This window comes from Geotalea daltonii FRC-32 (assembly GCF_000022265.1).
Classification (GTDB): Bacteria; Desulfobacterota; Desulfuromonadia; order Geobacterales; family Geobacteraceae; genus Geotalea; species Geotalea daltonii.
This window is the reverse complement of record NC_011979.1, coordinates 480,726-507,530: the sequence shown is the minus strand read 5'-3', so window position 1 is coordinate 507,530 and position 26,805 is coordinate 480,726. Positions and strand designations below refer to the sequence as shown.

Genomic DNA, 26,805 nt, shown 5'->3' with positions numbered 1-26,805 from the left:
GTTGAACCGCGTATCGAATAATGCTAATGCCCCTGGAAAAATTCACGGATAGCCTCGATTACCCGCTCCGCATGACTCTCGGGCAGCTGAGGGTACATGGGCAGCGACAGGATTTCTCCTGCCAGCCTTTCCGTTACCGGAAGGCTCCCTTCCCCGTAACCGAGAAACCGGTAGCCGCGCATGAGATGAATGGGTGTGGGATAGTTGATGCGGGTTTCAATCCCCGCTGCTGTCAGATGCTGCATGAGGGCATCGCGTCGGCCGGTCCTGATGGTGTACAGATACCACTGGTGCGTTCTGCCGTCGCGGACAACCGGCAGAGTCACGTCCCCCAAACCGCGCAGCCCTTCATTGTATATTGCGGCCAGCTTTGCCCGGCCCATGACTTCTTCATTCAGCTCTGGCAGTTGCAGCTTGAGGATGGCAGCCTGAACCTCATCCAGTCTTGAGTTGTAACCCTCTTCTTCGGAGTAATATCCACCTTCCATGCCGTAAAAACGTAGTCTTTTCAGGCGTTCTTTCAGCTCCGGCCTGTTGGTGACAGTCATCCCGGCATCGCCGTAAGCCCCAAGGATCTTGGTCGGATAGAAGGAAAAGGTACCAATGTCCCCGAAGCTTCCGACCCGTTTCCCCTGGTACAAGGCACCAGCTGCCTGGGCACAGTCTTCAACCACATGAATATTCCTGTTAGCTGCCAGTTGCAGAAGCGGCGCCATATCCACCGCCTGACCGTAGAGATGGACAGGAAGTATGCATCGGGTGGCAGAGGTTACAGCCTGCTCCAGCCGTGTCACATCCATGAGAAAGGTATCATCTTCAACATCGACAAAAACAGGGGTGGCGCCGGCTGACCTGATGGCGGCTACAGTCGGCACTGCGGTGTTGGAAACGGTTATCACCTCTGCCCCTGCCCCTATATTCAAGGCTTTCAGCGCAAGGAACAGCGCATCGGTCCCTGAATTGACACCAATGCCGAATTGAGCGCCGCAGAAGGCGGAGAATTCCTCCTCAAATTCGGACACCATGCTCCCCAGGATGAGGCGCCCCGAGGAAAAAACCTTGTCTACCACGTCCAGTATCTTTTCACGATGCTGCTGATAATTATCCCTGTAGTCCCAATAGCGAACCTGAATAACATCAGTATCGGAGTTCTTCATGGTGACATCCTTTTTCCATCTGCTCTGCCATGTCCGCCAGTTGCAGATTCCGTGTGTGCATCTCTTTAAAGCCCCTACCACTGAGGACCATGCTGCAGGCATCCTGGATCATGAGCTGGAAGTGATCGGCGGGTGGTATGGTGAATGAAGCATCCTTGCCACCGCTGGTGACCTGGATGTGGTTTGCCATTTCGGAAGGCGTCGTATAGGCACGATCCACCCTGATCTTCCCCTGCTCACCGACAATCTCATAGCTGCTTTCGTATGACTGGCCGAAGGCCAGGGAGTATGTAAAAACTTCCTGGGCCGTGGTCAGGGCGGTGCCATGAATGGCCACATTGAGGCCGTTGCGGTCCAGAGCATAGCCTCTGAAAGAGTGACACCGGCCCCGGAGAAAATGCCGGGCTGTGCTGACCGCATAACGTGCCAGGTCGTTAAATGCTCCTCCCCCCCGGGCCGGATCGAGCCTGAAATTACCATCGCCGGGACAGGGAAAACAGAAGACGCTGCGCAGGGTCCTGATGCGGCCGATTTCTCCCCTTTCTATTACCTTCTTCACTGCAGCATGCTGGGGATGATGGAGGTACATGAGATTTTCGAAGAGCAGAAGCCCTTTCTCCTCGGCGCAGGCAAGCATTCGCTTGACTGAAGCTGTCGAAAGGCCGAGGGGTTTTTCACAGATGACATGTTTCCCCCCCTGCAGGGCGCGGAGGGCAAACTCCTCGTGAAGGTGATTGGGCAGCGAAATATACAAAAGCCGTATCCCTGGATCAGCCAGTAGCGCTTCGTAACTGACCGGTTCAACCGGCAGGTCAGGGTGAGCTATCGCCGCCTTTACCGGGTGGCTGCTGGCAATGGCCTGCAGAACGGCCGACTTCGTCTTTCCCAGGGCGGGAATGAACTTGCGCCGGGCTATATCCGAACAGCCAAGGATGCCGATGGGCAATTTTTCGCTGCAGCCGGTCATGTGACCACCTTTTCCCTGGGAAAGATCAACCCGAACTCCTTTTTGAAATGGAAACAGGTTCCCTTCTTCATCTCTTTTTCTTAAAGGAGGCACGAAATGATGCTGCGCGCACACGAATTGACAGTTTCTCCCAAATGGAGGAAAAAACGGAGTTGGGTCTCAGACATCCAGCAAAAGCCTTGCGGGAGTGGCAGTTCGTCCCCCTCCGGGAGCTCCGCAATACGGTGCAGATGCGCCTCACGGTAAAAACGGGCGCCCTCCTCGGCCTGATAGTTTTGCCATGAAAACGGAAAGAGACTGCCGGCGGAAAAATCGTCGAAGAGGAATGGTTTCGGTAGCTTTTCATTGCCGGCATAGTTGCTGGGGGTGAACTGCACAGTCGGTCCTAGCTGGACCATGCTTCTGTTGCCCACTTCAGCCTTGGCCTGCATGAGGAAATGCCGCTCCCCCTGGCGTACTTGGGTAAGAAGGCCGATTATGCCCATTTCAGGATTGTCGAGGATGGGCTGACTCCAGGCCGAAACTTCCCGGCCAACCGATTTAACATCAATGCCTATAACCCTGAAGAAGCGTTTCTCCCGGTGTGAAAAGCAGCAATCCTCGTCCAGTGACCATTCCTTAAGCGTCTTCAGCCCTTGGCGCTTCACCGTAATATGATTTGCCGCCTTTTCATCGTCCAGCCACTGGATTGCCTCGGCAAGCGACATTACTCCTTCTGCACAAGAGGTCTGGCTGGCTCTTGAGAGCACCAGCGAGGAAATAATGCTGCGGGTGCAGGCGTGGACCAGATTGTCGCGCCTGAGCAGCAATGCTATCTGGCGAAGTGTGAGCCAGATAAAGGGATCGGGCAGTTCCTCCAATTCACCTTCCCCTACCCGAACAATCATGTTTCGGTTGGATTTAAAGAGAAAGCGGCCCCCATCTTCTGTCTGCAGTTTGGCAAAAAGCACCCGTTGCCGTTGCGGATTCAGGAAGTAACCGACCAGCGGCGGAACTGCCCCGCCGTGAGCTTTAGTATAATTGCTGTAGGTTGCCTGAACCGTTGGTGACAATTGAACCGAATTGATGTTGCCCGGTTCCTCCTTTGCCTGAAGGCAGAAATGCAAAACTCCGTTGATGCTCTTGACGAGGATGCCGAGGATGCCGATTTCCGGCTGGTCTATTATCGGCTGGTCCCATTCCATATCGCCGCCAAGACTTCGATGTCTGGCCTTGACCCCGGTAATGGTGAAAAACATGCCGGAGTCATGAATTATATTGCCTGTACCCGATTCGATGAGCCAGTGACCCATCGCCGCCAAAGGAATCGGTTTTACCTGCAGTCGAGGAGAAGCCAGTCGCCGGGCTATCCAGGCCTCAATATAATCGTCGGAATGGATAGATTTGCTGGTAGTCCGCGAATAATGGATTTCTGCAGCGACATCCCCGCCAAAGCCCAAGACATGGGACCTTACAGCGGCCATCTCTGAACCCTGGTCTACCCTAATTGCCTGTTTTCTTATTGTAGCCATGATTTAATCCCGTATGTACAGCAGCAAACTGCAGTTTTTTCTGGGCGGAAAATTTCTCGCGGATAACGAATTGCGGATCGCAGTTGAGGGCAAGGTAAATACGGCCCACGTATTCACCGACGACACTTACGGCCAACAGCTGAAAGCCTCGGAAAAAAGTAGTAAGGGCAATAAGAGTCTCATATTCGGTCGGATCCTGACGATAGGGAAGAATGGCATCAAGCAGGGAGGTCCCTCCCACGTATACCCCTATGAGGGTCATGATAAAGCCCGCCAGACCCAGTATCCGGAGGGGGATAAGCGAGTAGCTGACCACCATGTTGCCCCAGAGCGAAATCAGCTTGCCGATGGTATAATTGGACCGGCCATGCCTTCTTTTGTCATGGCGCACCTCCACCCTGCCTATATTGGAGGTCGAACGGAATATGATGGCATCGATGTACGGGTCGGGGCCCGTATATATTATCACTTCATTGATCAAGAAACGGTTCATGATCTTGAAGCTGGACAGGTAGAGATCGGCAGGCTTCTGCAGGATGACGTTAGCCATCTTGTCATTGAAGGCACTGCCCAGGTTGCGGAAAATGCTGTCCCTCTTCACTGGATAATGGGTATAGACGACATCGTATCCTTTTTCAATCTCAGCCACCATGCGGCTGATTTCCTCCGGGGGATTCTGAAAATCATCATCCATGATGACGGCATAATCGCCGGTAGCATTGTTGAGACCGGCCATAACGGCACTGTGCTCGCCGAAATTCCGTGCCAGTCTGATATATGTTACAGTCTCCGGATTTGCCTCGTGGAGGCGCTGACAGATGATATGGGTGCTGTCCCGGCTGTTGTCGTTGACAAGGACCACTTCAAGTTCGAAGCTGTTGCGGTACAAATCAAAGAGGGTATTACAGAGGGATTCAATAGTCTTTTCAGCATTATATACAGGAATGACGACAGAGAGTCTGGTCATGACAGCTCCTAGACTGGTTCACGCAGGGCAAGGGAAGCACCTCGCTCTGTTGTGGTAAAAGGTAACCAAATCCGGCAAACAACGACGGCAAGCTGTAGCTATTCAGGTCAATGTGGGGGGAGCGCGGTCTGTACGGTTGGGGAAGCTGCAGCAGAGGCGGTGAACCGCATGCTCCAGAAAGACGGGGCGGATTACAGCAAGGTGCAGCTGGTTCGGCTTACTGAAAGCTAACAGGGAAGGAATGCCGCTTTTTTTAAGGGTACCCTGGCAGGTTTTGCTCGGACTTTTGATGATGGCCCGCGGGCGTGGCTTTACTCGCTCGGTTGAAGCGGAAAGGCCGGGCATGATCGGCAGATTTATGCCCCGTGCGGCCAATCCGAAGGTTATTACCATTACCAAAGACAAGGTTAATGATTTTGTCAGGAAGCTGTTATACAAAAAACACCTGTACTTTTTCTGCCCGCCGGTTAGAGAACCCCAAAAAAAATCAGAGGCATCTTTAATTTTCTCAAATAATAAATAAATACAAGAATTTAAGAAATTAGGCAAGGCCTTTTACTCCTGATGCATGTACCCGGTTTGACAGGGCTTATGCCACGTATTTTGCCACTCTCCATTCACATGGAACAACCGCATGCTATAATTGAACAAAGATGAAAACGTGCAAATAATGAGAAAGGGGGTAACTCATGGCAGAAAAGTGTTCAGGCACAGGTGCAATGTTGTCTTTTTTGGCCGGGGCAGCGGTAGGCACAGGGCTGGCGCTACTTTACGCCCCAAAAACCGGCAAAGAAGTGCGGGGCCGGATCACCGATCTCAGTAACGACACCGTAAGCAAAATGAAAGGATATGGCAGCCAGGCACAGGAAAAAATGAAGAGCTTTTATAACACCGGCAGGGATATGTTCCGGGAAAAAAAGGAGCAGATGTCAGCGACCATGGAAACCGGCGAAGAACCGCTGGGGCGTGCATGACATTATGACGGACTGTTAAAAGCACGAAAAAAGCCCCATGGGATGCATGGGGCTTTTTTCGTGGATCTGGAGATTCTACTCCACATGTCACACATTAATACTCTCGATGGCATTGCGCACGATTCGCGCACTGTTGCGCAATGCCTCCCGCTCCATGTGATCCAGTGCCGGAGGAAAGGTCTCCAGCACCCCCCGCCCTCCCACCAGATGCGGCAGGGCAATGGTGACATTCTCTACACCCTCCACCTCCGGCAAAGGTGTGCAGACGGTGAGGATCGAACGGCGATCATAGACCATGACCTCGACGATGTTGGCCAGGGCACTGCCTATGCCGTAGTAAGTGGCCTGCTTGCCGCTGATGATCTCGTAGGCGGCATGCCTTACCTGGTGATCTATTGACGCAATCAGCCCCGGCGGGAAGGAAGCCCCCTTGCGATGGGCAAAGGCATCGAGTGGCATGCCACCGACCGTCACCGTCGACCAGCCCAGAACCTCCGAATCCCCGTGCTCGCCAAGGACATAAGCATGCACATGCCGTGGATCGATACCGAGGGATGAGCTGAGCAGACTACGGAAACGGGCCGTATCAAGGGTGGTGCCCGAACCGACTACACGGGAGGAGGGTATTCCCAACTCTCCGGCTATGGAGGCAGCAAGATGGGTCAACACATCCACCGGATTGGACGCCACCAGCAGCACGGCGTCGCCAGCATGGCGCAGCACTTGGGGAATGACCTCCTTGAAAATAGCCGCATTCCGTTCCAGGAGCTGCAACCGTGTTTCCCCGGGCTTTTGCCCCACCCCGGCGGCAACCAGCACCACTGAAGCCCCTTCCAGTTCCTCATATTCCCCGGCAATCACCTCCAGTGCGTGGGCAAAGGGAACGGCATGGGAAATGTCCGCTGCCTCGGCTCTTGCACGGGCGCGGTTCACATCCACCATGACCAGTTTCCGACCGACCCCGCGCATGACCATGGCATAGGCTGCCGTAGCTCCGACAAAACCGCATCCGACGATACCTATCTTCATATGGACCTCCACATAGAGTTATCGAGGTAACACGTTAAGTATAACAGCTTGATCGGTCGCTGGTGAATCGGATGGAAAGTACTGTGGCCAATGAAGACTATGGTTGGAGGATAGTGTCCCGTGCGGTTAGTTCATCGCAAGAATTCTGAGGGATTTTGGTTCTGGCAAGGGGCGGCGATGCAGGTCTGGCTGGGCTTAAGCCGAGGAGCCGCAAACGCACTAGGGACAGGCATCGCCGATAACTGCCATCGGATGCTGCCTTGGGTCAAGCCAGTGCAGTATGCGGAGGATATCGGTCTCCGCAGCCGCCACACATCCCGAGGTGGGGGCCTCATCATTGCGCCAGATGTGGAAAAAGATGGCACTTCCGGCGCCCGGCAATGTCTCCTTGGTGTTGTATTCGATGACAATGCCGTACTTGTAGAGGTCATCGGTCCGTCTCATGATCTCGTGAGATAACCCCAGCCCCTCTCCTTTCATGGTCAGAGTGTTATAGAGCGGAGAGCTGGGATCATCAATCCAGATCATATCCGGTGTGAGGACGATATAAGGTATTTTCGTCTGCAGAGGCTCGTAGCCGAAACCTCTCTCCAGAAGAAATGTGCCCATTGGCGTTCTGCCATCCCCTTCCCGCTTCTCACCCGGTTGAGCCAGCCCGTTTCTTCCGACCACTGCCGCAATCGGCCCATCAACGGGCCGCCAAGTGCCATTCTCCCGTTCAAAGAGATGAATTGCCGCCCCGGAAGACGATAGCCCATCAGTTGTCACCACTACTGCCTGCCGGCTCTCCATGGGGAGCCTGAGCAGACAGTCTTGAGAAGACTGCCATGGCCGCTGATGCCGGCAGCCGGTCAACATGAACAGGCTAAAAAGGAGAAAAAGAGCTAAGCTTTTCTTGCCCATGGCTGCCCCCCCTCTTTTTCTTCCCAGGCGACTCCGTCAGTCAACCGCGTCACCAGCATGGCAGCCACGTTGTCACCGGTGGCATTGAGGAGCGTGGCAAGGGGATCGATAATGACACTGATGGCAGCAAGAAGCGGCAGGGTTTCCGGTGGAAAACCGAACACCGACAGTATCAGCATTTCACCGATCATGCCGCCGCTGGGAATGGCACCCATCACCACCCCGACAAGAATGGCGACACCCACCACCACAATCAGACGGCTGAAGGTAAGTTCCTGGTGGAAGAGACTCATGGCAAAAAGTATCTTGAGCACGCCGCCGATCACCGATCCATCCTTGTGCAGGGCAGCCCCCACCGGGATCACCACGTCACTGATGCCTTGTGGCACCCCCATTTTCGGCGCCGCCTCCAGATTCACCGGCATGGTGGCCATGCTGGAACAGGTGCCGAGCGCGGTAAGGGAAGGCTCGAGCATGTGGGCCCAGAAGCGGCGTACGGCAACAACGCCTCCGGCCAGGAAGGCGTAGAGTGAAAAGCCAGCCACAAAATAAAAGGCAGAGAAGGTATAGTAGACGATGAAGACGTTGAAATATGCCGCGGCAAGGGCCTCGCCGGTATCGACTACGGTGGCGGCAAACCAGGCCAGTAGTCCTATGGGTGCCGCATACATGACGTAATCCACCATACGGATGAAGACCTGTGCACCGCCGGCCAGGAAGCGGCCAAATGAAGCACCTGCCTCTTTACTGGAGCGTGTCGCCAATCCCACGCCGATTGAAAAGACAATCAACGGCAGCATTGACCTGCGTGAGATCAACTCGGGAAAATCGCTGGCGGTAAAGGCCTTGACCAGCTGGGCCAGCAGGGAAGGGACCTCCTGCACCGGCTGTCCCTTGAGGACCACGCCGGCACCAGGCGAAGGCTGGACAATGAGCATGAACAGCAGCGCACCGACGGCTGCAACAAGACTTGTCGCCAGAAAGACTATGACCATGGCCGATGAAGTTCTGGTTAGCCTTCTACTGTCGGCACTAACGGCAATGCTGGAGGAAACGGTAAAGAATACCAGCGGCACGATGATCATGAAGAGCAGATTGAGGAACAAGTCTCCCAAAGGGCGGATGGCACGGGCTGCGCCGGGATGGAAGGAGCCGAGCAAAAGCCCGGCGCTGATTGACAGGATCAGAAGCAGGGAGAAACCGTAAGTCTTCAGCAGCTTCATTTATACCTCAGGCTCTTTAGTTTCCATCCGGAAACTCCGGATGAGAAACTAGTGGTTTCCGATTCGGAAAGAGGGGATTTTTTGTTTTAGCAAGGAAATCAAGGGCTTGCGCGGAGACGTACATCGGTACGTCGCACAAGTAAGCCCGCAGATTGACGCCGCCAGGGCAGAAAAGAACCCTTTCCGGATGGAAACTCATTTGCTTTTAACCAGTATAACAGAGTGCATCGCCTTGCAGAGGAAATGATGCGACCCTGCCAGGCTGTTTGGTTCTAACCCATCGGAACTGAATTAAAAGTGCCCTGATAACGAAAAACCTCCTGAATGTGCCTGGGCTCTAGGCATCAAAAGGAGGTTTAACTCTGCTGACTTCAGCGGATTGAGTAAAGAGATGGTCGGGATGACTGGATTCGAACCAGCGGCCCCCTGCTCCCGAAGCAGGTGCGCTACCAGGCTGCGCTACATCCCGACAAGTCTGTCTTTTTATCGTGTTAGAAGCGGTTTGTCAACTGAAAAACAGCCGGCGGCGCCCCCCGTATCAACCCTTGCACCTCTCTCCCCATGGCTTCTGCAACACAATTTGCTGCAAGACCTTCAATATGTGCGGTACAGATCTTGCTCTGTTCGGTAAGCCATTGTCCACCCGGCCAAGCAGAGACCCTGTGGGTTCAACCTGTCGCGGTAACGCAAAAACCCTTTTTTATTCCACCAACAATGCTTCCTGGACCCCGACGAGCACCCCCAATTCAAATTACTACGATGGCGCCGCCACCAACCTCTCTCTCACAGGGATTTCCGCAGCGGGGGTGGTCATGACAGCGGCGCTCTCCCTTGGACCGCCCGTGGCAGGTCTTGCCATCACTACCGACGCAATCGACGTGGCTGGACTGGCCATGTAACGTCCTTTTTTCATTTCTACACATGCTCCTCTGCTAAAGACCTCCCCTGCCCACATTAGACGTTGAATATTTCATTCGAGGGATCAGCTGTTTCTGCCGCAAAAACCAAGAAAAACATTGTCATATTCATGGTGAAGTGCTAAAAATTACCACTTGTCCTTCAATCTCCACTTTTGAAATGCCCATGGCCTCCCGCTGTCTGCAGCACTTCCTGACAAACTGGAAGAAACTGGCGAACTGCACCGGATAGCGGTGGAAACGACCCCCATGCTGGAGATCGCGGAGATAACCGACCGTTGTCAAGACTCGTTGAAAAAATGGCGGCACTATGGCTGGGAATGAATCAATGGAGATAAAACTGCAGCAGGGTAGCATCTGGAGGAGAGTCACCATCTTTCTGGAGATGATAAAATTCTCCCACACCATCTTTGCCCTCCCCTTTGCTTTCACCGGGGCGGTGCTGGCTGCGGGAGGACTTCCCTCCATCTACCAGACCTTCTGGATTCTCATGGCTATGGTTGGCGCCCGCACTGCCGCCATGAGCCTGAACCGGCTTATCGATGCCGATATCGACGGCAGAAACCCCCGCACCAAGGGGCGTGCTATTCCGGCAGGGCTCCTCAGCAAGGGGATGGTTGCTCTCTTCATCTGCCTTTCGGTGGCGCTCATGCTCTGGGCTGCCCGGATGCTCAATCCTTTGTGCTTCTACCTGTCCCCAATTGCCCTTTTCTTTCTTGTGCTCTATTCCTATTGCAAGCGTTTTACGGCCCTGGCCCATGTGGTCCTTGGACTCTGTCTTGCCGCCGCCCCCCTTGGTGCATGGATCGCCATCACCGGCAACTTCAGCCTTCCGGCAGTACTGCTGGCTCTGGCGGTGCTGGTCTGGGTGGCGGGATTTGACATCCTATATGCACTGCAGGACCTGGAATTCGACCGCACAAGCGGCCTGCACTCCATCCCGGTCAGCCTTGGCGTCAACGGCTCACTCTGGATGGCCCGTCTTCTGCACCTCCTGATGATCGCCCTCCTGACCAGTATCTATTTAATCATGCAGCTGGGCATCCTCTTCCTTATCGGACTGATAATAACAGCAATACTGGCAGGCTATGAGCACTGGCTGCTGCGCAAGGGGGATCTGACCAAACTGGATGCCGCATTTTTCAACATGAACGGCTACATCAGTGTCGTCATCTTCCTCTTTACGCTGTTCGATATCCTGGTGAGGAGAACGGCATGAGCATCCGCCGCTTTACCCTGGCCATAACCGGCGCATCCGGTGCCTTTTACGGCCTGAGAACCGCAGAGGAGATTCTCAAAAGCGGCGCCCACTTAACGCTGCTGGTAACAAGGGCAGGTTTTGCAGTCCTTAAAGAAGAATGCTCCCTGAATTGGCATGGCAACCCGGCGCAAATCAGAGACATGATATGCGGTCATTTCAACGTGGATCCGGTAAAGCTTGCGTATCACGCAGAAGATGATCTCTACGCCCCCATCGCCAGCGGCTCTGCAGCCGCACATGCGATGATCGTCGCTCCATGCAGCATGGGAAGCCTTTCCCGCATCGCCGGCGGCAATTCAGGCAATCTGATCGAACGTTGCGCCGACGTCATGCTCAAGGAAAAAAAACCGCTTATTCTGGTACCCCGCGAAACGCCGCTCAACGAGATTCACCTGAAAAACATGCTCAAGCTGGCCCGGATGCACGCTGCCATCATACCGGCCATGCCCGCCTTCTACCACCACCCCCGGTCCATCAATGACATGGTCGATTTTGTCGTCGGCAGAGTCCTGGACATGGCAGGTGTGGAACATGATCTGTTTTGCCGATGGGGCCAGCCGGAAAGGGATGACCGATGATTACCATGGCTGCCATAGCCGAAAAGGTGCGGGACAAGCGGCGCATTGACGAAGATGAAGCGCTCTTTCTCTTCCGGCACCATGATCTGCTGGCCATTGGCGAACTTGCAGCGATGGCCAATGAACGCAAGAATGGCCGGAAAGTCTTTTTCAATGTCAATCGCCACATCAACCACACCAACATCTGCGTCAACCGCTGCAAGTTCTGCGCATTCGCCCGTGCCGCCGATCAACCGGGGGCATACCTGTACGACCTGGATGAAATCAGGAACCGGGCGACCGAAGCCCTGCAGCAGGGGGCAACGGAAATCCACATCGTCGGAGGGTTGCACCCCGACCTGCCGTTCGATTTTTACCTGGAGATGCTGCGAACTGTCCGGGAGGTCTCTCCATCACTGCACATCAAGGCATTCACAGCGGTGGAGATCGATTATCTGGCAAAGCTTTGCGACTGCTCCATCAGTGATACCCTGGTCAAGCTCAAGGAGGCCGGACTGGGCTCGTTGCCGGGCGGTGGAGCAGAGATATTCAGGGAAGGCATCCGGCAACAGCTCTGCCCGGAAAAAATTTCGGGCGAAAGGTGGCTTGCCATAATGGAGGAGGTGCACCGGGCCGGTCTCAAGTCCAATGCCACCATGCTCTATGGACATCTGGAGAGCTTCGCCGACCGGGTTGACCACATGCGGAGGCTGCGTGAACTGCAAGACCGCACCGGAGGGTTCCAGGTATTCATCCCTTTAGCCTTCCAGCCCGAAAACTCGCCGCTGACCATCACCAAGGGAACCGGAACAACAGGGGTAGACGACCTGAAAACCTTGGCCATTGCCCGCATCTACCTGGATAACTTTGATAATATCAAGGCCTATTGGGTAATGCTGGGAGAAAAGGTCGCCCAGGTAGCCCTCGCCTTCGGCGTCAACGATTTGGACGGCACGGTGGTGGAAGAGAAGATCGGCCATGACGCCGGAGCTGCATCACCCCAGGCCATGAGCCGCGACGGCATCATCGCTCTCATCCGCAAAGCCGGCCGTGAGCCGGTTGAGCGCGATACTCTTTACAACGAACTGCGGACCTATTGAATGAGACTTAGTGGCCATAGGCTGTCAGGACTGGTTATATGTTGAAAAAGATCGCAACTAAAATAGAGGTAAACGAGCAGCTCAGCAGAGAGGAAGCCCTCTGGCTCTTGAATGACGGGACGCTGCTGGAGTTGGGAAGGCTTGCCGACCATATCCGCCGCCGTCTCCATCCCGACAACCGCGTCACTTTCGTTGTTGACAGGAATGTCAATTACACCAACATCTGCGAGTCTCAATGCCGCTTCTGCGCCTTTTACCGGACTAAAGACGCCGACGATGCCTACATGCTCGAGGAGGAGGCAATCTTTGCCAAGATTGCCGAACTGGTCCAACAGGGGGGGACGCAACTGCTCATGCAGGGCGGGCTCCATCCGGACCTGGGAATTGAATTTTTCGAAAAGCTCTTTGCCGGCATCAAGAGCCGCTTTCCCCAGGTGCAGAACCATTCCCTGTCCCCGGCGGAAGTAACCCACATCGCCTCCCAGTCCGGGCTTACCATTCGCCAGACCCTGGAGCGGCTACACAGGGCAGGACTTGACTCCATCCCCGGAGGAGGAGCCGAGATCCTGGTGGACAGTGTTCGGCAGCAGATTTCGCCGAAAAAGATCGGCTGGCAGCAATGGGCGGCGGTAATGAGGGAAGCGGCCCTGCTCGGAATGCCGACCACGGCAACGATGATGTTCGGCAGCTGTGAACAGGCCGAAGATATCGTCGAGCACCTGTTCCGGGTTCGCGAGCTCCAGGCCAGCGGCGGCACATTCACCGCTTTCATTCCCTGGACCTACCAGCCGGGAAACACGGAACTGGGTGGAACGACAGCAACCGGTGTGGAGTATCTGAAGGTTCTTTCCCTGTCACGGATTGTCCTCGACAACATCGCCAACATTCAGGGCAGCTGGGTCACCCAAGGGGCAAAAATCGCCCAGATCGCACTGTATTTCGGCGCCAATGACCTGGGGGGAACAATGCTGGAAGAGAATGTCGTTGCTGCAGCCGGTTGCAGCTTCCGCATGTCCCGTGAGGAAATGATCGACCTCATCCGTGGCGCGGGCTTCATCCCGGCCCGGCGCACCACCACTTATGAAATCCTTGACGAATATTGATCGATAGGAAGACTGGAGTTCACATGATCAAGCTGCGTAAGAATATTGCCAACATGGCCGGCTATGTACCCGGCTACCAGCCCGAGGACCCGGCAGCCTACATCAAGCTCAATACCAACGAAAATTCCTACCCGCCATCGCCGAAGGTGATAGAGGCAATCATTGCCGAGGTGGGTGAAGGATTAAAGCGCTACCCCGATGCTGCCAGCCGTGCGGCACGTGAAGCGGCGGCGGAACTTTACGGCTTCCCACCCGAATGGGTCATCATGGCCAACGGTTCCGACGAAGTGCTCAACAACCTGATCCGAGCCTTTGCCGACGAAGGGGATGAGATCGCCTTTGTCTACCCGTCCTATTCCTACTACGCAACACTGGCAGAGGTTCAGGGCGCCCGGGTGAAGACCTTCGGCCTGACCGAGGACTGGAAGCTGAAGGATTTCCCCAAGATATACGAGGGCCGGATCTTTTTTCTTACCAATCCTAATGCGCCGTTAGGCTTCACCTTCAGTCAGACCTACATAGAAGAACTGGCCGGGCGTGTTTCGGGAACGCTGGTAATCGATGAGACTTATGCCGATTTTGCCGAAGTTACTTCTCTGGAGCTGGTACGCAAATATGATAATGTGGTAGTAACGCGCACCTTTTCCAAGAGCTACTCCTTGGCCGGCATGCGCCTGGGGCTGGCGGTGGCGAGGCCGGAGGTAATCTCGGCCCTGGACAAGATCAGGGATCACTACAACCTTGACCGGCTCGCCCAGGCTGCGGCGGTGGCGGCCTTGCACGACCAGGAGTATCTCCGCGAAACGGTGGGCAAGATTCAGGAGACCCGGCAGTGGTTCTGCGATCAGCTGGGCAAGCTGGGGTACACCGTTATCCCATCCCATGGCAATTACGTTTTTGCCACTCCACCTGACCGGAACGGCGAACGGATCTACCAGGGGCTTTTCGACAGGAAAATCCTGGTGCGACATTTTTCCGACCCGAACCTGGCTCACGGGCTGCGTATTTCCATCGGCACCCAGGCAGAAATGGAAAAAACAATTGTGGCACTGGTGGAGATCGGCTGATAAAACAACACTTTCAAACTCAGCAGCATTTTTTAGATGCAGAAACGGCGGACTTTCTTGCAAAAGCAATCAGATAGCACCAATTCTCCTGCAAAAGGCATTATCGAAACCCAGAAGGACTTGAACCTGCTGGTGGAACAACTTAGCAGGGAAAATATCCTGGCCTTCGACCTGGAAGCAGATTCGCTCCATCACTACACGGAAAAGGTATGCCTGATCCAGGTATCAAACCTTTCACAGACTGCTCTCATCGATCCATTAGCCCCGGTTGACCTCTCGCCTCTGGCCCCGGTGCTCGCCGACCGTGGCATACGCAAAGTCTTTCACGGCGCCGACTACGACATGCGTTCCCTTTATCGCGACTTCGGGTTGGAAGTGTGCAACATGTTCGACACCATGATCGCCTGCCAGTTCCTGGGAGAGAAAGAGGTCGGCCTGGCGGCTGCATTGAAGAAGAGATTCGGCGTGGAGTTGAACAAGAAGTATCAGAAGGCGGATTGGAGCAAACGCCCCTTTTCCGCGGAAATGATCGAATATGCGAAAATGGACACGGCACTTCTCATCAGGCTTTATCTGCAACTTGAAGAAGAGTTGCGCGCCAAGGGGCGCCTGGAATGGGTCGAGGAAGAGTCAGAGCTGGTTTCCTGCGTTAGAGCGGCTTCAAGGGATCATGAGCCGCTCTTTATCCGCTTCAAGGGGGCGGCAAAGCTGAAACCACGCGCCTTGGCGGTGCTGGAGGAACTACTGCGGATGCGGGACGAAAAGGCACGAAAAAAGGATGTCCCCCCTTTTCGCATCCTCGGCAACGAGCCATTACGGGAGCTGGCCGAACTGCAGCCGCGGACTCTGGCGGATCTGAATGGCATACCGGGGCTGACGCAAAAACTGATCGAAACATTCGGAAGGGAAATTCTCAAGGTGGTGGCAAAGGGAGCGGCAATCCCGGTGGCCAGACTGCCGCATTTCCCTTCAACAGCGCGCATGATAAGGGATCGCGACCAGGAAGCGCGCCTGAAACGGCTGAAGGAGTGGCGAGAAGCAAAGGCAGTGGAGCTGGGACTTGGTGTGGGCATCATCGCCAACAACAGCCTGCTGGAAGCTCTCGCTGATACAGCTCCCAGCAGCCCGGAGGCGTTGGCGGAAATACCATTTATAAAATGTTGGCAAAGGAAGGAATTTGCCGCAGAACTGCTGGATATTATCCAGTAGAGGCAGCGCTGTTAACTATTTCTTCTCGTTCTCGTCACTGCTGAAAAGAAAATCAAAATCTCCATCCAGCCCGTCCTGTGCCGGCTTACCCTGCTGGGGAATGGTCTCGGCCTTTTTCTCCTGTTTGTCCTCGCTGAAGAAGTCTGCCATCTCGAATTCACCGGATGAGGTTTCAAATCCGGCGGCTGGGCCATTGGCTGGAGCCTTGTTCTTATCAGCCCCATCGGCAACCGTTGCTCTTTCCAGTGTAGCGCTCGTTTCAAGCAGATCATCAAGGCTTGCCTCATTGCCTGTGGCAGTTTCACCGAATGGGAAATCTGCCATCCCTGCCTTGTCCCCTGCAGGCGCCGGAGTAATTTCAGCAACTGGCTCATCCCAGCTGAAGGTCTCATCGTCATGCTGTCCTACAGCCTGGTCCGGCTGCAAGCCAGAAGAAGCAATCCCTGCTGCAGGTACCCCATCCCCTCTTTCCATGATAGGCATGAGCACCGAGCGAATGCCATTACTCTTCTTGAAAAGAACCAGATCATTACTGCACTTTTTGCACTGATCCAGAAACTCGAAGCTGTTGTAGCCGCATTTGGGACACTTCATTACTTTTATACTCCTCTAATAAGCCCCGGAAAGGGACGTGGATTCTCAATCTCATGTCTTCTTCATTCAGCCAAGATCGCCCCAATGGTACTGGAGAATTGAAAGGATTATCAGGCTGGCGGTCTCCGTTCTGACGATACGCCTACCCATGGAAATGGGAATGAATCCGGCAGAGGATGCTGCTGCAGCTTCCTCAGGGGAAAATCCTCCTTCAGGGCCGATGAGGACACCTATATCATTCGGGGCAGACAGTCCCGACAGTGTCTCCCTGAGAAGGTTTGCCTTCTCTTCCTCCCAGAGCAGCAGCTTAACAGAATGTTGGGCAAGCTGCAATACCTGCGAAAGATCATCAGCCAAGGAAACTCGGGGCACAGTCGCCCGCCGGGACTGCCTGGCTGCCTCGGCAGCTATCTTTTGCCAGCGGTCGACACGCCCGGCACTCCGTTGTGGGCTGATCCTGGCAATGGAACGGCTTGCGGCAAAGGGGACTATCCCTGCGGCGCCTAGCTCGGTGCACTTTTGCAGGATATATTCCAGTTTGTCCCCTTTGGGCAGTCCCTGGTAAATGGTAATTTGAGGCCCGCCATCATCCACCATCAGTGTTTCCCGCCTGACAACCCTTACACGCAGGCTGGTTGAATCGATGGATTCAATGACTCCTTCGTACTCCCCTCCCTCTCCATCGGTCAGCATTACCGCTGTCCCTTGCTTCAGACGCAGTACTTTTGCCATATGTCTGTAAAGATATCCGGTAATGACGGCTTCAGCGTCGTCAATATCCCTTTTATCCACAATGAACCTGCGCATTAACGCGGCTCCAGGTAAAGTGAAATGCAGCTCCATTCCCCTTCACGACGGATTTCGATCAACTTCAGGCCATAGGGTGAAAAGCCGTCGAGGACAAAGTTTTCCTTTTCGCTGAGAATGCCGGAAAGAACGAGAAATCCTGCCGGCGCCACTTTGACCGCCAGTTCCGCAGCAAGGCGCACCAGTTCTTCAGCCAGAATGTTGGCCAATACCAGATCGAAGTTACCGGTCAGTTCCTGAAGGGGCGTAGTAGATAACTCAACAACATCGGAACACTCATTGAGTGCCACATTTTCCCCGGCGACGACGACCGCATCGGCATCAATATCAATGGCAGTTATGCGCTCCGCCCCCAGCTTGGCCGCGCCAATACTCAAAACTCCGGAACCTGTACCCACATCGAGGACAGTGACAGGAGCTACAGGCGCCACTCCCTTAAACGCCCCCTCTGCCAGGAAGATATGTTCCAGCGCCTCCAGGCACATCTTTGTCGTCGGATGACCGCCGGTGCCGAATGCCATACCAGGATCGAGCTTCAGGATCAGATCGCCTGGGCTTGCGGAATATTCCTCCCAGGTAGGTTTAATCACCAGCCGGGAGCCGATCCGCACCGGCTTGAAATACTTTTTCCAGTTGTTTGCCCAATCTTCGGCATCAATTGCGTTGACCGCCGGATTTTTAAACACAAAGCCGGCAAAATCGGGACCATTGGCCGATAAAAAGGCCCCGACAGCATCCAGGTGCGCCTCCAGGGCATTGTCGACAGCAAAGTACGCCTTCACTGTCTTCAACGGCGAATCTTCGATTGTGTCCAGGGAAAACGTATCGAGTGAGAGATTCTCTATACTGACGCCGTTCCCGGAAAGTTCCACCAGGAAGTCGGCAAGGAGGTCGACCATTGCTGCAGGCACCTCGCATGAAATTTCTGTCCAGACCATGTTCACTGTCTTTACTCCCTTTAACTTTACTCTGGCGCCATATACCGCAACCAGTTACAACAAAAAAGCTAACCTAGCAGAATAGCAGAACCAATAGCAATAAAAACCTTGACAAACAAAGAGGCAAAGGTGTAGCTTTCATTAGAATAAACTTGGAGTTCCTCCATGACCGCCGTCAAAAAATCTATAGTTGATGCTGTCGATGACCGTCGCCAAGAATTGACGGCAATCGCCGATCAGCTCTACCATGATCCGGAAACCGGCCTCAGGGAATTCAGGACTTCGGCTCTGCTCATTGAAAAACTGGCAGAAAACGGCTTCAAGATCGAGCGTGGCATTGCCGGTCTGGAAACAGCCTTCCGTGCCACCTGGGGGACCAGTGGCCCCTCCATTGCTATTCTGGCCGAAATGGACGCCCTCCCTGCCATGGGGCATGCCTGCGGTCACAACATAATTGCCGCAGCCGCCATCGGCGCGGCCCTTGCCCTTCGCCAATCCCTGCCGGAGAAATTGGCCCGAATTGTTGTACTCGGAACACCCGCCGAAGAACTGGGCATCGGCAAATTTGAACTGGTTAAGCATGGAGCATTCGACCACATCGACTTCGCCATGATGGTCCACCCATCCTCCAGGCGCCAGGTGATCAAAATGTTTCTGGGCCTCGCCAGAATCCGCTTCACCTTCTTCGGCCGCTCTGCCCACGCAGCTGCTTATCCCGAAGAAGGGATAAATGCCCTTGATGCTGTAATCCTGACTTTCAACGGCATCAATGCACTGCGCCAGCAACTGCGTCAGGACGTAAGGGTTCACGGTATCATCACCGATGGGGGAACCGCCCCCAATATAATTCCCGAAAGGGCTGCCTGTTATTTTTATGTGAGGGCCGACGATGGCGAAGAATTAAGCCGTTGTCTGGAGCGAGTCAAGTGGTGTGCCCATGGAGCTGCAGAAGCCACAGGCTGCAGCTTGGAAATCGATGCCGATGAGCGGGTCCTGGCACCAATGAAAATCAACCGGGCTTTCTCGGCTCTTTACTCCTCCCAGTTGGCCTACCTGGGCCTTGAGGAAGCCAACGCTCCTGCAGACAAGAACAAGGGCTCCTCTGATATCGGCAATGTGTCCCAGGTGGTGCCGACTATCCATCCTCACGTGCCCATTGGCAACGGCTTGCATATCCACAGTGATGAGTTTGCCAGGGCAACTGTTTCCCAAAAAGGAAAGGAAGCCGTTATTGAAGGGGCTAAAACACTGGCTATGACCGCTGCCGAACTGGCACTCTCACCGGAGATACAAGAAAAAATCAAGAATGAATTTAGGTCCCTTTAATTATTTTTTTGATTATCGTTAAAATCATGGTATATATCTAATGAATTTCAAAACCGTGCCGATAGATAATAAAAAGGCTCGGCGGAACAATCACATGCAGAGAATTTATCTCTTTTCCGATGCAACAGGGGAAACCGTAGAACGGGTCGTTAGAGCGGCACTGACCCAGTTCAGGAACGTGGACGTAAAACTCCACCGCATGAGCCGGCTGCGCACCCGTGAAGATATCAGCATCTCTCTTGATGAAGCGGCTAAGCAACCGGGGGTCATCTTCTATACCCTGGTGGATAACGAACTTGCACAATACCTTTACAATGAGGCAAACCTCCGACAGCTGGAAGCAATCGACCTGATCACGCCGCTTTTGTATAGACTGGCAAGCCTGCTGGGCATCCAGCCCCAGAAGGAACCGGGGCTGCTCTACCAGCTAAACAGCGAATATTACAAGAGGATGGAGGCGGTGGATTTTACCGTCAAACAGGACGACGGTCAGGAGCCGAGGAACCTTCACAAGGCGGACATTGTACTCGTGGGAGTTTCAAGGACATCCAAGACCCCACTTTCCATGTACCTTGCCCATAAAGGCTACAAGGTGGCAAATGTCCCGCTGGTAATGGGAATAGAGCCTCCGTCGGAACTTTATCAGGTCGACAACAGCCGAGTAGTCGGGCTGATGATCGATGCACAAAGGCTTGTCGATATACGCACCGCCCGGCTGCGCAATATGAGGCAAAATCCACGCGGCAGCTATGCAGATTACCAGAGGGTTGAAGAAGAACTGGATTTCTGCCGCAGGATTTACCGCAAGCATCCCCAGTGGCAGGTTATCGACGTGACAAATAAATCGGTGGAGGAGTCCGCCGCAGAGATCCTGAGAAGGTTTGAGACCGGTATCAAAGACTAGGCTTTTTTGCAGAATTGCAGTGAACGCAAAAAAAAACATCATAGAGAGGGAGCAATCATGAGAATTCTGGTAGTGGAAGATGAAAAAAAAGTACTTAGCTTCATTAAGCGGGGGCTGGAAGAGGAGCAGTATGAGGTTGTGACTGCAGGAGACGGCGAGGAAGGGCTGAAAATGGCCATGGAAAAGAACTTCGACCTGCTAATCCTCGACTGGATGCTCCCCAAGATGGATGGGCTCAGTGTACTCAAGGAGCTGAAGAGCCAGAAAAATACCACTCCGGTCCTCATGCTTACCGCCAAAGACTCGGTAGAAGACATCGTTGCCGGCCTCGATTCGGGATCGGACGATTATCTGACCAAGCCTTTTGCCTTTGCCGAACTCCTGGCCAGGGTCAGAGCACTGCTGCGCCGAAGCGAGCAGGACCGTGGTGCAGAGATTCGATTCAGCGACCTGCGTCTTGACCCGGTGACCCACAAGGTCTGGCGCAAGGACAAGGAGATCGACCTGACAGCCAAGGAGTATGGTCTCCTCGAGTACTTCATGCGCAACCCCCACGAAGTGCTGACCCGAACCATGATTGCCGAGCATGTCTGGGATTACACCTTCGACAGCTTTACCAACATCATCGATGTTTATGTCAACTACCTGCGCAAAAAGATCGACAGAGATGCCGACAAAAAACTTATTCATACTGTAAGAGGCGTCGGATATATCCTTAAAGAGGAGGATTGATCAGTTGTTTTTTTTCAGATCAATCCGCTTCAGACTGACACTGTGGTATCTGGTAACATTAGCGTTAATCCTCCTCCTGTTCAGCACGTTCATTTATCTGACCATCAGTAAAAGGCTCTATGCAGAAGTCGACCGGGAGCTGCTGGCCATTGCGGAAGCAGTGGCCAGCCCCACTCTGGAACCGTTCCGCAGATCCGCACCGACGGTTCTCGATCAAATTCTGGAAGATTTCATCGGCCCAAGCGTTGCCAACAAATTCGTGCAGATCGCCGACGCTAGCGGAAAGGTTTTTTCCAGTTCCACCAATCTACAGAATATCTCCCTTCCCCTGGACAAGACCTCCCTCATTATATCAGGCATAGGCAACAGCACTTACCATACCCACAGCAATTCGTTGCGCTACCCGATTCGCTCCATAACCATGCCGATAATGGAAAACGGGCGCATGGTCCAGGTTGTCCAGGTGGGGATGCTTCTCGACTACACCAGCGACATTCTGGAAAAGCTGCTTGTTATTTTTGCCGTTTCCATTCCCCTCGCCCTCATCATGCTCTGGTATGCAGGCTGGTTTCTGGCCGGTCGTGCCCTGAAGCCGGTAGAGCTTATCACCACCAGCGCCCGCAAAATAAGCGCAGAAAACCTTGGGCACCGGCTGGAGATTATAAATCCCAGTGACGAGATTGGCCGGTTGGCAAAGACCTTCAATATAACCCTCGACCGCCTGGAAAACGCCTTCAACCGCACCAGGCAGTTTTCCATGGATGTCTCACACGAATTACGCACCCCGCTGACCATCCTGCGAGGAGAAACCGAGGTGGGACTTCGCTGGGGGGGAGATGCGGATGAGTTGAAGAAAATTCTCAGAAGCAACATGGAAGAAATTAACAGGATGTCTGATATCATCGGCGATCTCCTGGAACTGTCCCGTGCAGAAGAAGGAAAACTGGTCCTTGACCCGGTACCGGTGGAACTGCACGAACTGCTGCAGGATATCTGTACCAAAGCCGCCCCTGACGCAAGAGAAAAGCGGATCATCCTTGACCTGCCCAATGCCGCGTCTCTTCATGTAGCCGGGGACCCGGCGCGGTTGCAGCAGATCTTTCTCAACCTCATTGACAACGCCATAAAGTACACCCCCTGCGATGGCAAGGTTTCCCTTGCCGTCGATTCCGAACCGGGTTGGGCAAAGGTCTCAGTCACCGACACGGGACCGGGCATTCCGGAAGCAGATCTTCCCCATATTTTTGAACAGTTCTACCGCGTAGACAAGGCAAGAAACCGCAATGACGGCGGCAGCGGACTTGGCCTATCCATGGTACGCGCCTTCAGCGAAGCCCATGGCGGCAGAGTTGAGATTTTTTCCCTCCCTGGCAGCGGCTGCACCTTCACCGTCTTCCTTCCCCTCTCCCATCACTGAACGAACCTTTGACCACTTCCTAAAAAGACATCCCGAGGTTGACAACAGCCTTGGGGCTCACTATCTTTAGCAGGGTTTGAATATTCTTCAGGAGGAATCCATGTACTGTCGACCATCGAGACTATTCGCACTTTTCACCTGTTCCCTTGCCTTGTCGGTCATGCTCTGCGGTGTGGCCATGGCAAAACCGGTTCTCCCCGATTTTGTCGAACTGGCAAAAAAGCTGAAACCTACCGTCGTCAATATCAGTACCGCCAAAACAATAAAACCCCAGCGCCGCTTTCAGCGTCCATTCAACAGCCCTTTCGGCAATGACCCATTTCAGGATTTCTTCGACCGTTTCTTCGATGAGTCGCAGCAGCATCCGTACAAGCAGAAAAGCCTCGGTTCAGGTTTCATCATCAGCGATGAAGGCTATATCATTACCAACAACCATGTGGTTGCCGAAGCCGATGAAATCAAGGTCAAGCTCTCCGACGGACGAGAGTTCAAGGGGGAAATCAAGGGGACAGATGAAAAACTCGATCTGGCGCTGCTGAAGATTTCTACCAAGGACCATCTGCCGGTTGCTGCCCTTGGTGATAGCGACAAGATCGAGATCGGCGAATGGGTAATGGCCATCGGCAACCCGTTCGGCTTGTCACAAACTGTAACCGCTGGAATTATCAGTGCCCAGGGGAGGGTTATCGGCAGCGGTCCCTATGACGACTTCATTCAGACCGATGCCTCCATCAACCCAGGCAACTCCGGCGGCCCGTTGTTCAACGCCCAGGGAGAAGTGATCGGCATCAATACCGCCATTGTTGCCGGCGGACAGGGAATCGGCTTTGCTATCCCGGTAAATATGGCCAAGAACATCATCCCCATGCTCAAGGAAAAGGGAAAAGTGACACGGGGCTGGATCGGCGTCTCCATTCAGCCCATCACCCCTGAACTGGCGCAGTCTTTCGAACTGAAGGGAGAGAAGGGAGCCCTTATCGCCGAGGTGGTAAAGGACGGCCCAGCTGAAAAAGCGGGCCTGAAGTCGGGAGACATCATCCTGGAATTCAATGGCCGGGCCATTCACGAGATGAATGAACTTCCCCGCATGGTCGCTGCCACTCCGGTTGACAAGCAGGTCAATGTCAAGATACTGCGGGAAGGCAAGCCTGTGGATCTATCGATTAATGTGGAGCGGCTGAAAGACGGAGAAGATGGGGACCAGGCCGGAGTCAGCCAGGAAAAGCTTGGCATAACTGTCAGGGAACTCAGCAAGGATCTGGCCGCCAAACTTGGCATCAAGGAACAAAAGGGAGTCGTCATAACAGACGTCAAGCCTGAGAGCAGCGCGGAACAGACCGGCATTGCCAAGGGTGACATCATCCGCGAAATAAACGGCAGCAAGATCAACAGCGTCGGCGACTACGAAAAGGCGGTTAACGGGCACAAGAAGGGTACAGTCATGCGCATGCTGCTGCGCAGAGGCGACATGTCCCTCTTTGTCGCCTTCCGTGTCGATTAGCGGGCCATCAGTCATTGATACTGAAAACAAAAAGCCCCCATTCCCGTCAGGGAGAGGGGGCTTTTTGTTTCTTCCGCCGGACAGGACGGAGACAGTGCATGGTCCGCAGATGTGGCGACGGAACGAACGGACGAAGTCACGGCAGCCTGCCCCTCTCCCTTAGGTTGAGGCAGGAGCGTTGTTGGCTGTGTATTCGCGCAGCACCGTAAGGAATTCCTCTCCGTACCGCCCCAGCTTGTGTATCCCCACGCCGCTCACCGAAAGCAGGCCCTCCGCATCCACCGGTCTCATTGCAGCCATTTCCGTGAGGGTGGCATCGCTGAAGACAACGAATGGGGGTACCCCTGCCTCGTCGGCCAAACGCTTGCGCAAAGCGCGCAACGTCTGAAAGAGAGCATCATCGCAGGGCACTTCGCCTTTGTTGCGCGGTGCCTTTTGGGCACTGGCCGTTTTATGGCGCGGTCGCGCCAGAACCAGCCGCTCTTCGCCGCGCAACAGGACGCGTGCGGCTGGCGTCAGTTTCAATACAGAATAGGAAGCCAGATCCTGCTCCAGGTAACCCAGGTGTACCAGTTGGCGAATAATACTCCCCCACATGTCCACAGATATATCCTTGCCGATGCCGTAGGTCGACAGCCGGTCATGGCCCAGTGACTGGATGCGCTGGTTCCCGGCGCCGCGCAACACATCTATCACGTGACCCATGCCGAAACGCTGCCCAACGCGAAAAACGCAAGAGAGCGCCTTTTGCGCCTCCACCGTTGCGTCGTAGCGCTGTGGCGGATCGATGCAGACATCGCAGTTGCCGCAATCGTGGTTTAATGCCGCCCCGAAATAGCCGAGAAGAACCCTGCGCCGGCACGTCACTGCCTCGGCAAAACCGACCATGGCATTCAGCTTGTGCAGCTCGATTCTTTTCTGTTCAGCATTGGTGCCATTTTCGATCAGACCACGGGCAACAGCGATGTCGCCGTAGCCGAAAAGGAGCAGCGCCTCCGCCGGAAGCCCATCACGCCCGGCGCGGCCAGTCTCCTGATAGTAACTTTCGATATTTTTAGGCAAATCGTAATGGACAACGAAGCGGATATTGGACTTATCGATTCCCATACCGAAGGCGACCGTTGCCACCACCACCTGCAGTTCGTCTCGCTGGAAAGCCTCCTGCACCCGCGACCGTTCACGTTCGGGAAGCCCGGCATGATAGGGAGCTGCGGCCACTCCGGACTGGACGAGGCGCGCCGCCACCTCTTCAACCCGCTTCCTGCTCAGGGCATAGACGATACCCGGTTCCCCCGGTTGGCGGCTGGAGAGGAACGAGCGCAGCTGATCAAATGGTTTGTGCTTTTCCGTCACCAGATAGCGGATGTTCGGCCTGTCGAATCCCGCAACATAGCAAGCCGCCGTCCCCAGGCCGAGTCGTTCGATGATGTCGTTTCTCGTCTGGGGATCGGCAGTTGCAGTAAGGGCAATCAGGGGAACCTGCGGAAAAAGCTGGCGCAATCGCCCCAACTGCACATATTCCGGGCGAAAGTCATGCCCCCATTGGGAAACACAGTGGGCTTCATCAATGGCAAAAAGGGCAACTTTTACATCCTCAAGCCGCTCCAGAAACGGCTCGGACATCAGCCGTTCCGGTGCCACGTAAAGCAGGTCGAGAGCATCATCATGCATCTGCGCCAGCACCTGCCTGGCCTTAGCCTCGGACAGGGAAGAGTTGTAGAAGGCCGCCTTCACACCGTTGGCCTGCAGGGCATCTACCTGGTCCTTCATCAGGGAAATGAGCGGTGACACCACAATCGCCACACCCGGCCTGTGCAGGGCAGGAATCTGGTAGCAGAGCGACTTGCCGCCGCCGGTGGGCATGATGACAAAGGCATCCTCGCCGCGGATCAGTCCCTCTACTATCTCCTGCTGCGGCTGACGAAAAGATTTGTAACCAAAGACCTTGAGCAGGGTTTGTTGCGGATTAGCTTCCATAACTGATTTATCCTTTTCTTTCACTAAGCCTCTTCTTTGCAAAATAGGCCTTTCTACGCCGATGGGCAGCCAATCTTCTTTCAATCCGGCCCATTACCCAGTCAGTAAGGGCTCTCAGATATGCCTTGTCTTTTCTTTTCGACCGGTCCGGATGCACTGGCGCATGGACCTCTACAATGATTGTTCCCGGAGATGGTCTTTTTCGCCCCTTGGCAAACACTGCATGGGCACCCGAAATGGTAACGGGAATGATCGGTGCGCCGCTTGCCACTGCAAGGAGTGCAGCACCTGATTTTGCTTCGTCGGGAATGCCGGTCACACTCAATCTCCCTTCAGGAAAAACCCCAATTACACCCCCCTGCCTGAGTATTGCCAGCGACCTGTCCAGGGCTTCCTTGTCATTGCCGTTCTGGGTCACGGCAATGGCCCCGCATTTCCTGACAAACCAGCCCAGCAGAGGATGGTGGTAAAAAGATCGATAGATCAGGAAATGTATTTGACGGGTGGTGCAGAGAGCCAGCAGCATGGAATCGAAGTAGCTGCTATGGTTGGCGCACAGGATCAGCGGCCCGTTAAGCGGTATTTGGTGCATTCCCTTGATACGTAGCAGGTGAAAGGAGCGCAGGTAGAGGGAAAATACCAGTCGGAGCAGGCGATAAACCAA

The 26,805-nt window shown here is 54.4% G+C and carries 27 protein-coding genes and 1 tRNA gene; 14 read left to right on the top strand and 14 right to left on the bottom strand.

Translation table 11 applies throughout. The features are described from left to right. Positions 1 to 23: 23 nt before the first annotated feature. The 5 genes from GEOB_RS02140 to GEOB_RS20050 form a co-directional block, all read right to left on the bottom strand. Entirely contained in the window at positions 24 to 1,157 is a 1,134-nt protein-coding gene (locus tag GEOB_RS02140; RefSeq protein ID WP_012645528.1) for a DegT/DnrJ/EryC1/StrS family aminotransferase, read from the bottom strand. Then, positions 1,138 to 2,124, bottom strand: a complete 987-nt coding sequence (locus GEOB_RS02135; protein ID WP_012645527.1) for a Gfo/Idh/MocA family protein — start codon at positions 2,122 to 2,124, stop codon at positions 1,138 to 1,140. The genes GEOB_RS02140 and GEOB_RS02135 overlap by 20 nt, the downstream gene beginning before the upstream one ends. A gap of 80 nt (positions 2,125 to 2,204) precedes the next feature. Further along, positions 2,205 to 3,635 carry an NDP-hexose 2,3-dehydratase family protein gene (locus GEOB_RS02130; protein ID WP_012645526.1) on the bottom strand — a complete coding sequence of 477 codons (1,431 nt, stop codon included), beginning with the start codon at positions 3,633 to 3,635 and terminating at the stop codon, positions 2,205 to 2,207. After that, the gene (locus GEOB_RS02125) at positions 3,607 to 4,602 is read right to left on the bottom strand and encodes a glycosyltransferase family 2 protein (RefSeq protein ID WP_012645525.1); all 996 of its coding nucleotides are present in this window, start codon (positions 4,600 to 4,602) and stop codon (positions 3,607 to 3,609) included. The genes GEOB_RS02130 and GEOB_RS02125 overlap by 29 nt, the downstream gene beginning before the upstream one ends. A 102-nt stretch (positions 4,603 to 4,704) precedes the next feature. Continuing rightward, the gene (locus tag GEOB_RS20050; protein ID WP_012645524.1) at positions 4,705 to 5,151 is read right to left on the bottom strand and encodes a hypothetical protein; all 447 of its coding nucleotides are present in this window, start codon (positions 5,149 to 5,151) and stop codon (positions 4,705 to 4,707) included. A gap of 140 nt (positions 5,152 to 5,291) precedes the next feature. On the opposite strand from GEOB_RS20050, the gene GEOB_RS02110 reads away from it, so the two are divergent. Further along, positions 5,292 to 5,576 (top strand): YtxH domain-containing protein, encoded by a 285-nt coding sequence (locus GEOB_RS02110; protein ID WP_012645523.1) that lies wholly within the window; start codon positions 5,292 to 5,294, stop codon positions 5,574 to 5,576. A gap of 87 nt (positions 5,577 to 5,663) precedes the next feature. Here the strand turns inward: GEOB_RS02110 and GEOB_RS02105 are convergent, their stop codons facing one another. From GEOB_RS02105 to GEOB_RS02090, 4 genes are all read right to left on the bottom strand, one after another. Beyond that, a complete protein-coding gene (locus GEOB_RS02105) occupies positions 5,664 to 6,605 on the bottom strand; it encodes an L-lactate dehydrogenase (RefSeq protein WP_012645522.1) in 942 nt (313 codons plus the stop codon). Positions 6,606 to 6,824: 219 nt separating this feature from the next. Then, the gene (locus GEOB_RS02100) at positions 6,825 to 7,508 is read right to left on the bottom strand and encodes a L,D-transpeptidase family protein (RefSeq protein WP_012645521.1); all 684 of its coding nucleotides are present in this window, start codon (positions 7,506 to 7,508) and stop codon (positions 6,825 to 6,827) included. Further along, positions 7,490 to 8,731 (bottom strand): dicarboxylate/amino acid:cation symporter, encoded by a 1,242-nt coding sequence (locus GEOB_RS02095; RefSeq protein WP_012645520.1) that lies wholly within the window; start codon positions 8,729 to 8,731, stop codon positions 7,490 to 7,492. Before GEOB_RS02095 ends, GEOB_RS02100 begins: the two co-directional genes overlap by 19 nt. 392 nt (positions 8,732 to 9,123) lie before the next feature. Next, positions 9,124 to 9,200, bottom strand: a tRNA-Pro gene (locus GEOB_RS02090). 193 nt (positions 9,201 to 9,393) lie between these two features. Here GEOB_RS02090 and GEOB_RS02085 point away from each other — a divergent pair. From GEOB_RS02085 to GEOB_RS02055, 8 genes are all read left to right on the top strand, one after another. After that, positions 9,394 to 9,630 carry a hypothetical protein gene (locus tag GEOB_RS02085; protein WP_012645519.1) on the top strand — a complete coding sequence of 79 codons (237 nt, stop codon included), beginning with the start codon at positions 9,394 to 9,396 and terminating at the stop codon, positions 9,628 to 9,630. 252 nt (positions 9,631 to 9,882) lie between these two features. Next, positions 9,883 to 9,972, top strand: a complete 90-nt coding sequence (locus GEOB_RS20635) for a hypothetical protein (protein WP_407638374.1) — start codon at positions 9,883 to 9,885, stop codon at positions 9,970 to 9,972. After that, positions 9,959 to 10,867 (top strand): 4-hydroxybenzoate octaprenyltransferase, encoded by a 909-nt coding sequence (locus GEOB_RS02080; protein ID WP_012645518.1) that lies wholly within the window; start codon positions 9,959 to 9,961, stop codon positions 10,865 to 10,867. Before GEOB_RS20635 ends, GEOB_RS02080 begins: the two co-directional genes overlap by 14 nt. After that, positions 10,864 to 11,487 carry a UbiX family flavin prenyltransferase gene (locus tag GEOB_RS02075; protein ID WP_012645517.1) on the top strand — a complete coding sequence of 208 codons (624 nt, stop codon included), beginning with the start codon at positions 10,864 to 10,866 and terminating at the stop codon, positions 11,485 to 11,487. Before GEOB_RS02080 ends, GEOB_RS02075 begins: the two co-directional genes overlap by 4 nt. Next, positions 11,484 to 12,566, top strand: a complete 1,083-nt coding sequence (gene mqnE / locus GEOB_RS02070) for an aminofutalosine synthase MqnE (RefSeq protein WP_012645516.1) — start codon at positions 11,484 to 11,486, stop codon at positions 12,564 to 12,566. The genes GEOB_RS02075 and mqnE overlap by 4 nt, the downstream gene beginning before the upstream one ends. A gap of 38 nt (positions 12,567 to 12,604) precedes the next feature. Continuing rightward, positions 12,605 to 13,669: a cyclic dehypoxanthinyl futalosine synthase gene (mqnC, locus tag GEOB_RS02065; RefSeq protein WP_012645515.1), complete on the top strand. Its 1,065-nt coding sequence runs from the start codon at positions 12,605 to 12,607 to the stop codon at positions 13,667 to 13,669. Between the two features lie 23 nt (positions 13,670 to 13,692). Then, positions 13,693 to 14,736 carry a histidinol-phosphate transaminase gene (hisC, locus tag GEOB_RS02060; protein WP_012645514.1) on the top strand — a complete coding sequence of 348 codons (1,044 nt, stop codon included), beginning with the start codon at positions 13,693 to 13,695 and terminating at the stop codon, positions 14,734 to 14,736. Between the two features lie 57 nt (positions 14,737 to 14,793). Continuing rightward, positions 14,794 to 15,945 carry a ribonuclease D gene (locus tag GEOB_RS02055; protein ID WP_041267279.1) on the top strand — a complete coding sequence of 384 codons (1,152 nt, stop codon included), beginning with the start codon at positions 14,794 to 14,796 and terminating at the stop codon, positions 15,943 to 15,945. A 15-nt stretch (positions 15,946 to 15,960) separates the two neighbouring features. Here the strand turns inward: GEOB_RS02055 and GEOB_RS19185 are convergent, their stop codons facing one another. From GEOB_RS19185 to prmA, 3 genes are all read right to left on the bottom strand, one after another. Then, a complete protein-coding gene (locus GEOB_RS19185; RefSeq protein ID WP_012645512.1) occupies positions 15,961 to 16,539 on the bottom strand; it encodes a hypothetical protein in 579 nt (192 codons plus the stop codon). Between the two features lie 66 nt (positions 16,540 to 16,605). Next, entirely contained in the window at positions 16,606 to 17,346 is a 741-nt protein-coding gene (locus GEOB_RS02045) for a 16S rRNA (uracil(1498)-N(3))-methyltransferase (RefSeq protein WP_012645511.1), read from the bottom strand. Beyond that, a complete protein-coding gene (prmA, locus tag GEOB_RS02040; protein WP_012645510.1) occupies positions 17,346 to 18,290 on the bottom strand; it encodes a 50S ribosomal protein L11 methyltransferase in 945 nt (314 codons plus the stop codon). The genes GEOB_RS02045 and prmA overlap by 1 nt, the downstream gene beginning before the upstream one ends. A 159-nt stretch (positions 18,291 to 18,449) precedes the next feature. Here prmA and GEOB_RS02035 point away from each other — a divergent pair, with 159 nt between their 5' ends. From GEOB_RS02035 to GEOB_RS02015, 5 genes are all read left to right on the top strand, one after another. Next, positions 18,450 to 19,610, top strand: a complete 1,161-nt coding sequence (locus GEOB_RS02035; RefSeq protein ID WP_012645509.1) for a M20 family metallopeptidase — start codon at positions 18,450 to 18,452, stop codon at positions 19,608 to 19,610. Positions 19,611 to 19,704: 94 nt separating this feature from the next. Beyond that, positions 19,705 to 20,514 carry a pyruvate, water dikinase regulatory protein gene (locus tag GEOB_RS02030; RefSeq protein ID WP_012645508.1) on the top strand — a complete coding sequence of 270 codons (810 nt, stop codon included), beginning with the start codon at positions 19,705 to 19,707 and terminating at the stop codon, positions 20,512 to 20,514. Positions 20,515 to 20,571: 57 nt separating this feature from the next. Beyond that, positions 20,572 to 21,246: a response regulator transcription factor gene (locus GEOB_RS02025; protein WP_012645507.1), complete on the top strand. Its 675-nt coding sequence runs from the start codon at positions 20,572 to 20,574 to the stop codon at positions 21,244 to 21,246. A gap of 4 nt (positions 21,247 to 21,250) precedes the next feature. Continuing rightward, positions 21,251 to 22,663, top strand: coding sequence for a sensor histidine kinase (locus GEOB_RS02020; protein WP_012645506.1), 1,413 nt, complete (start codon positions 21,251 to 21,253; stop codon positions 22,661 to 22,663). A gap of 100 nt (positions 22,664 to 22,763) precedes the next feature. Beyond that, the gene (locus GEOB_RS02015; protein WP_012645505.1) at positions 22,764 to 24,164 is read left to right on the top strand and encodes a DegQ family serine endoprotease; all 1,401 of its coding nucleotides are present in this window, start codon (positions 22,764 to 22,766) and stop codon (positions 24,162 to 24,164) included. A gap of 159 nt (positions 24,165 to 24,323) precedes the next feature. Here the strand turns inward: GEOB_RS02015 and recQ are convergent, their stop codons facing one another. Both recQ and GEOB_RS02005 read right to left on the bottom strand, forming a co-directional pair. Beyond that, entirely contained in the window at positions 24,324 to 26,141 is a 1,818-nt protein-coding gene (gene recQ / locus GEOB_RS02010; protein WP_012645504.1) for a DNA helicase RecQ, read from the bottom strand. A 7-nt stretch (positions 26,142 to 26,148) separates the two neighbouring features. Beyond that, positions 26,149 to 26,805: a lysophospholipid acyltransferase family protein gene (locus GEOB_RS02005; RefSeq protein ID WP_012645503.1), complete on the bottom strand. Its 657-nt coding sequence runs from the start codon at positions 26,803 to 26,805 to the stop codon at positions 26,149 to 26,151.

Bases quoted from the DNA above. Each gene is read 5' to 3' on its own strand.
- GEOB_RS02080 (WP_012645518.1), top strand. From the start codon at position 9,959: ATGGCTGGGAATGAATCAATGGAGATAAAACTGCAGCAGGGTAGCATC.
- GEOB_RS02075 (WP_012645517.1), top strand. From the start codon at position 10,864: ATGAGCATCCGCCGCTTTACCCTGGCCATAACCGGCGCATCCGGTGCC.
- GEOB_RS02035 (WP_012645509.1), top strand. From the start codon at position 18,450: ATGACCGCCGTCAAAAAATCTATAGTTGATGCTGTCGATGACCGTCGC.
- GEOB_RS02135 (WP_012645527.1), bottom strand. From the start codon at position 2,124: ATGACCGGCTGCAGCGAAAAATTGCCCATCGGCATCCTTGGCTGTTCG.
- hisC (WP_012645514.1), top strand. From the start codon at position 13,693: ATGATCAAGCTGCGTAAGAATATTGCCAACATGGCCGGCTATGTACCC.
- mqnE (WP_012645516.1), top strand. From the start codon at position 11,484: ATGATTACCATGGCTGCCATAGCCGAAAAGGTGCGGGACAAGCGGCGC.
- GEOB_RS02140 (WP_012645528.1), bottom strand. From the start codon at position 1,157: ATGAAGAACTCCGATACTGATGTTATTCAGGTTCGCTATTGGGACTAC.
- recQ (WP_012645504.1), bottom strand. From the start codon at position 26,141: ATGGAAGCTAATCCGCAACAAACCCTGCTCAAGGTCTTTGGTTACAAA.
- GEOB_RS02045 (WP_012645511.1), bottom strand. From the start codon at position 17,346: ATGCGCAGGTTCATTGTGGATAAAAGGGATATTGACGACGCTGAAGCC.
- GEOB_RS02130 (WP_012645526.1), bottom strand. From the start codon at position 3,635: ATGGCTACAATAAGAAAACAGGCAATTAGGGTAGACCAGGGTTCAGAG.
- GEOB_RS02100 (WP_012645521.1), bottom strand. From the start codon at position 7,508: ATGGGCAAGAAAAGCTTAGCTCTTTTTCTCCTTTTTAGCCTGTTCATG.
- GEOB_RS02125 (WP_012645525.1), bottom strand. From the start codon at position 4,602: ATGACCAGACTCTCTGTCGTCATTCCTGTATATAATGCTGAAAAGACT.
- GEOB_RS02030 (WP_012645508.1), top strand. From the start codon at position 19,705: ATGCAGAGAATTTATCTCTTTTCCGATGCAACAGGGGAAACCGTAGAA.
- GEOB_RS02015 (WP_012645505.1), top strand. From the start codon at position 22,764: ATGTACTGTCGACCATCGAGACTATTCGCACTTTTCACCTGTTCCCTT.
- GEOB_RS02095 (WP_012645520.1), bottom strand. From the start codon at position 8,731: ATGAAGCTGCTGAAGACTTACGGTTTCTCCCTGCTTCTGATCCTGTCA.
- GEOB_RS19185 (WP_012645512.1), bottom strand. From the start codon at position 16,539: ATGAAGTGTCCCAAATGCGGCTACAACAGCTTCGAGTTTCTGGATCAG.
- mqnC (WP_012645515.1), top strand. From the start codon at position 12,605: ATGTTGAAAAAGATCGCAACTAAAATAGAGGTAAACGAGCAGCTCAGC.
- GEOB_RS02025 (WP_012645507.1), top strand. From the start codon at position 20,572: ATGAGAATTCTGGTAGTGGAAGATGAAAAAAAAGTACTTAGCTTCATT.
- GEOB_RS02110 (WP_012645523.1), top strand. From the start codon at position 5,292: ATGGCAGAAAAGTGTTCAGGCACAGGTGCAATGTTGTCTTTTTTGGCC.
- GEOB_RS02105 (WP_012645522.1), bottom strand. From the start codon at position 6,605: ATGAAGATAGGTATCGTCGGATGCGGTTTTGTCGGAGCTACGGCAGCC.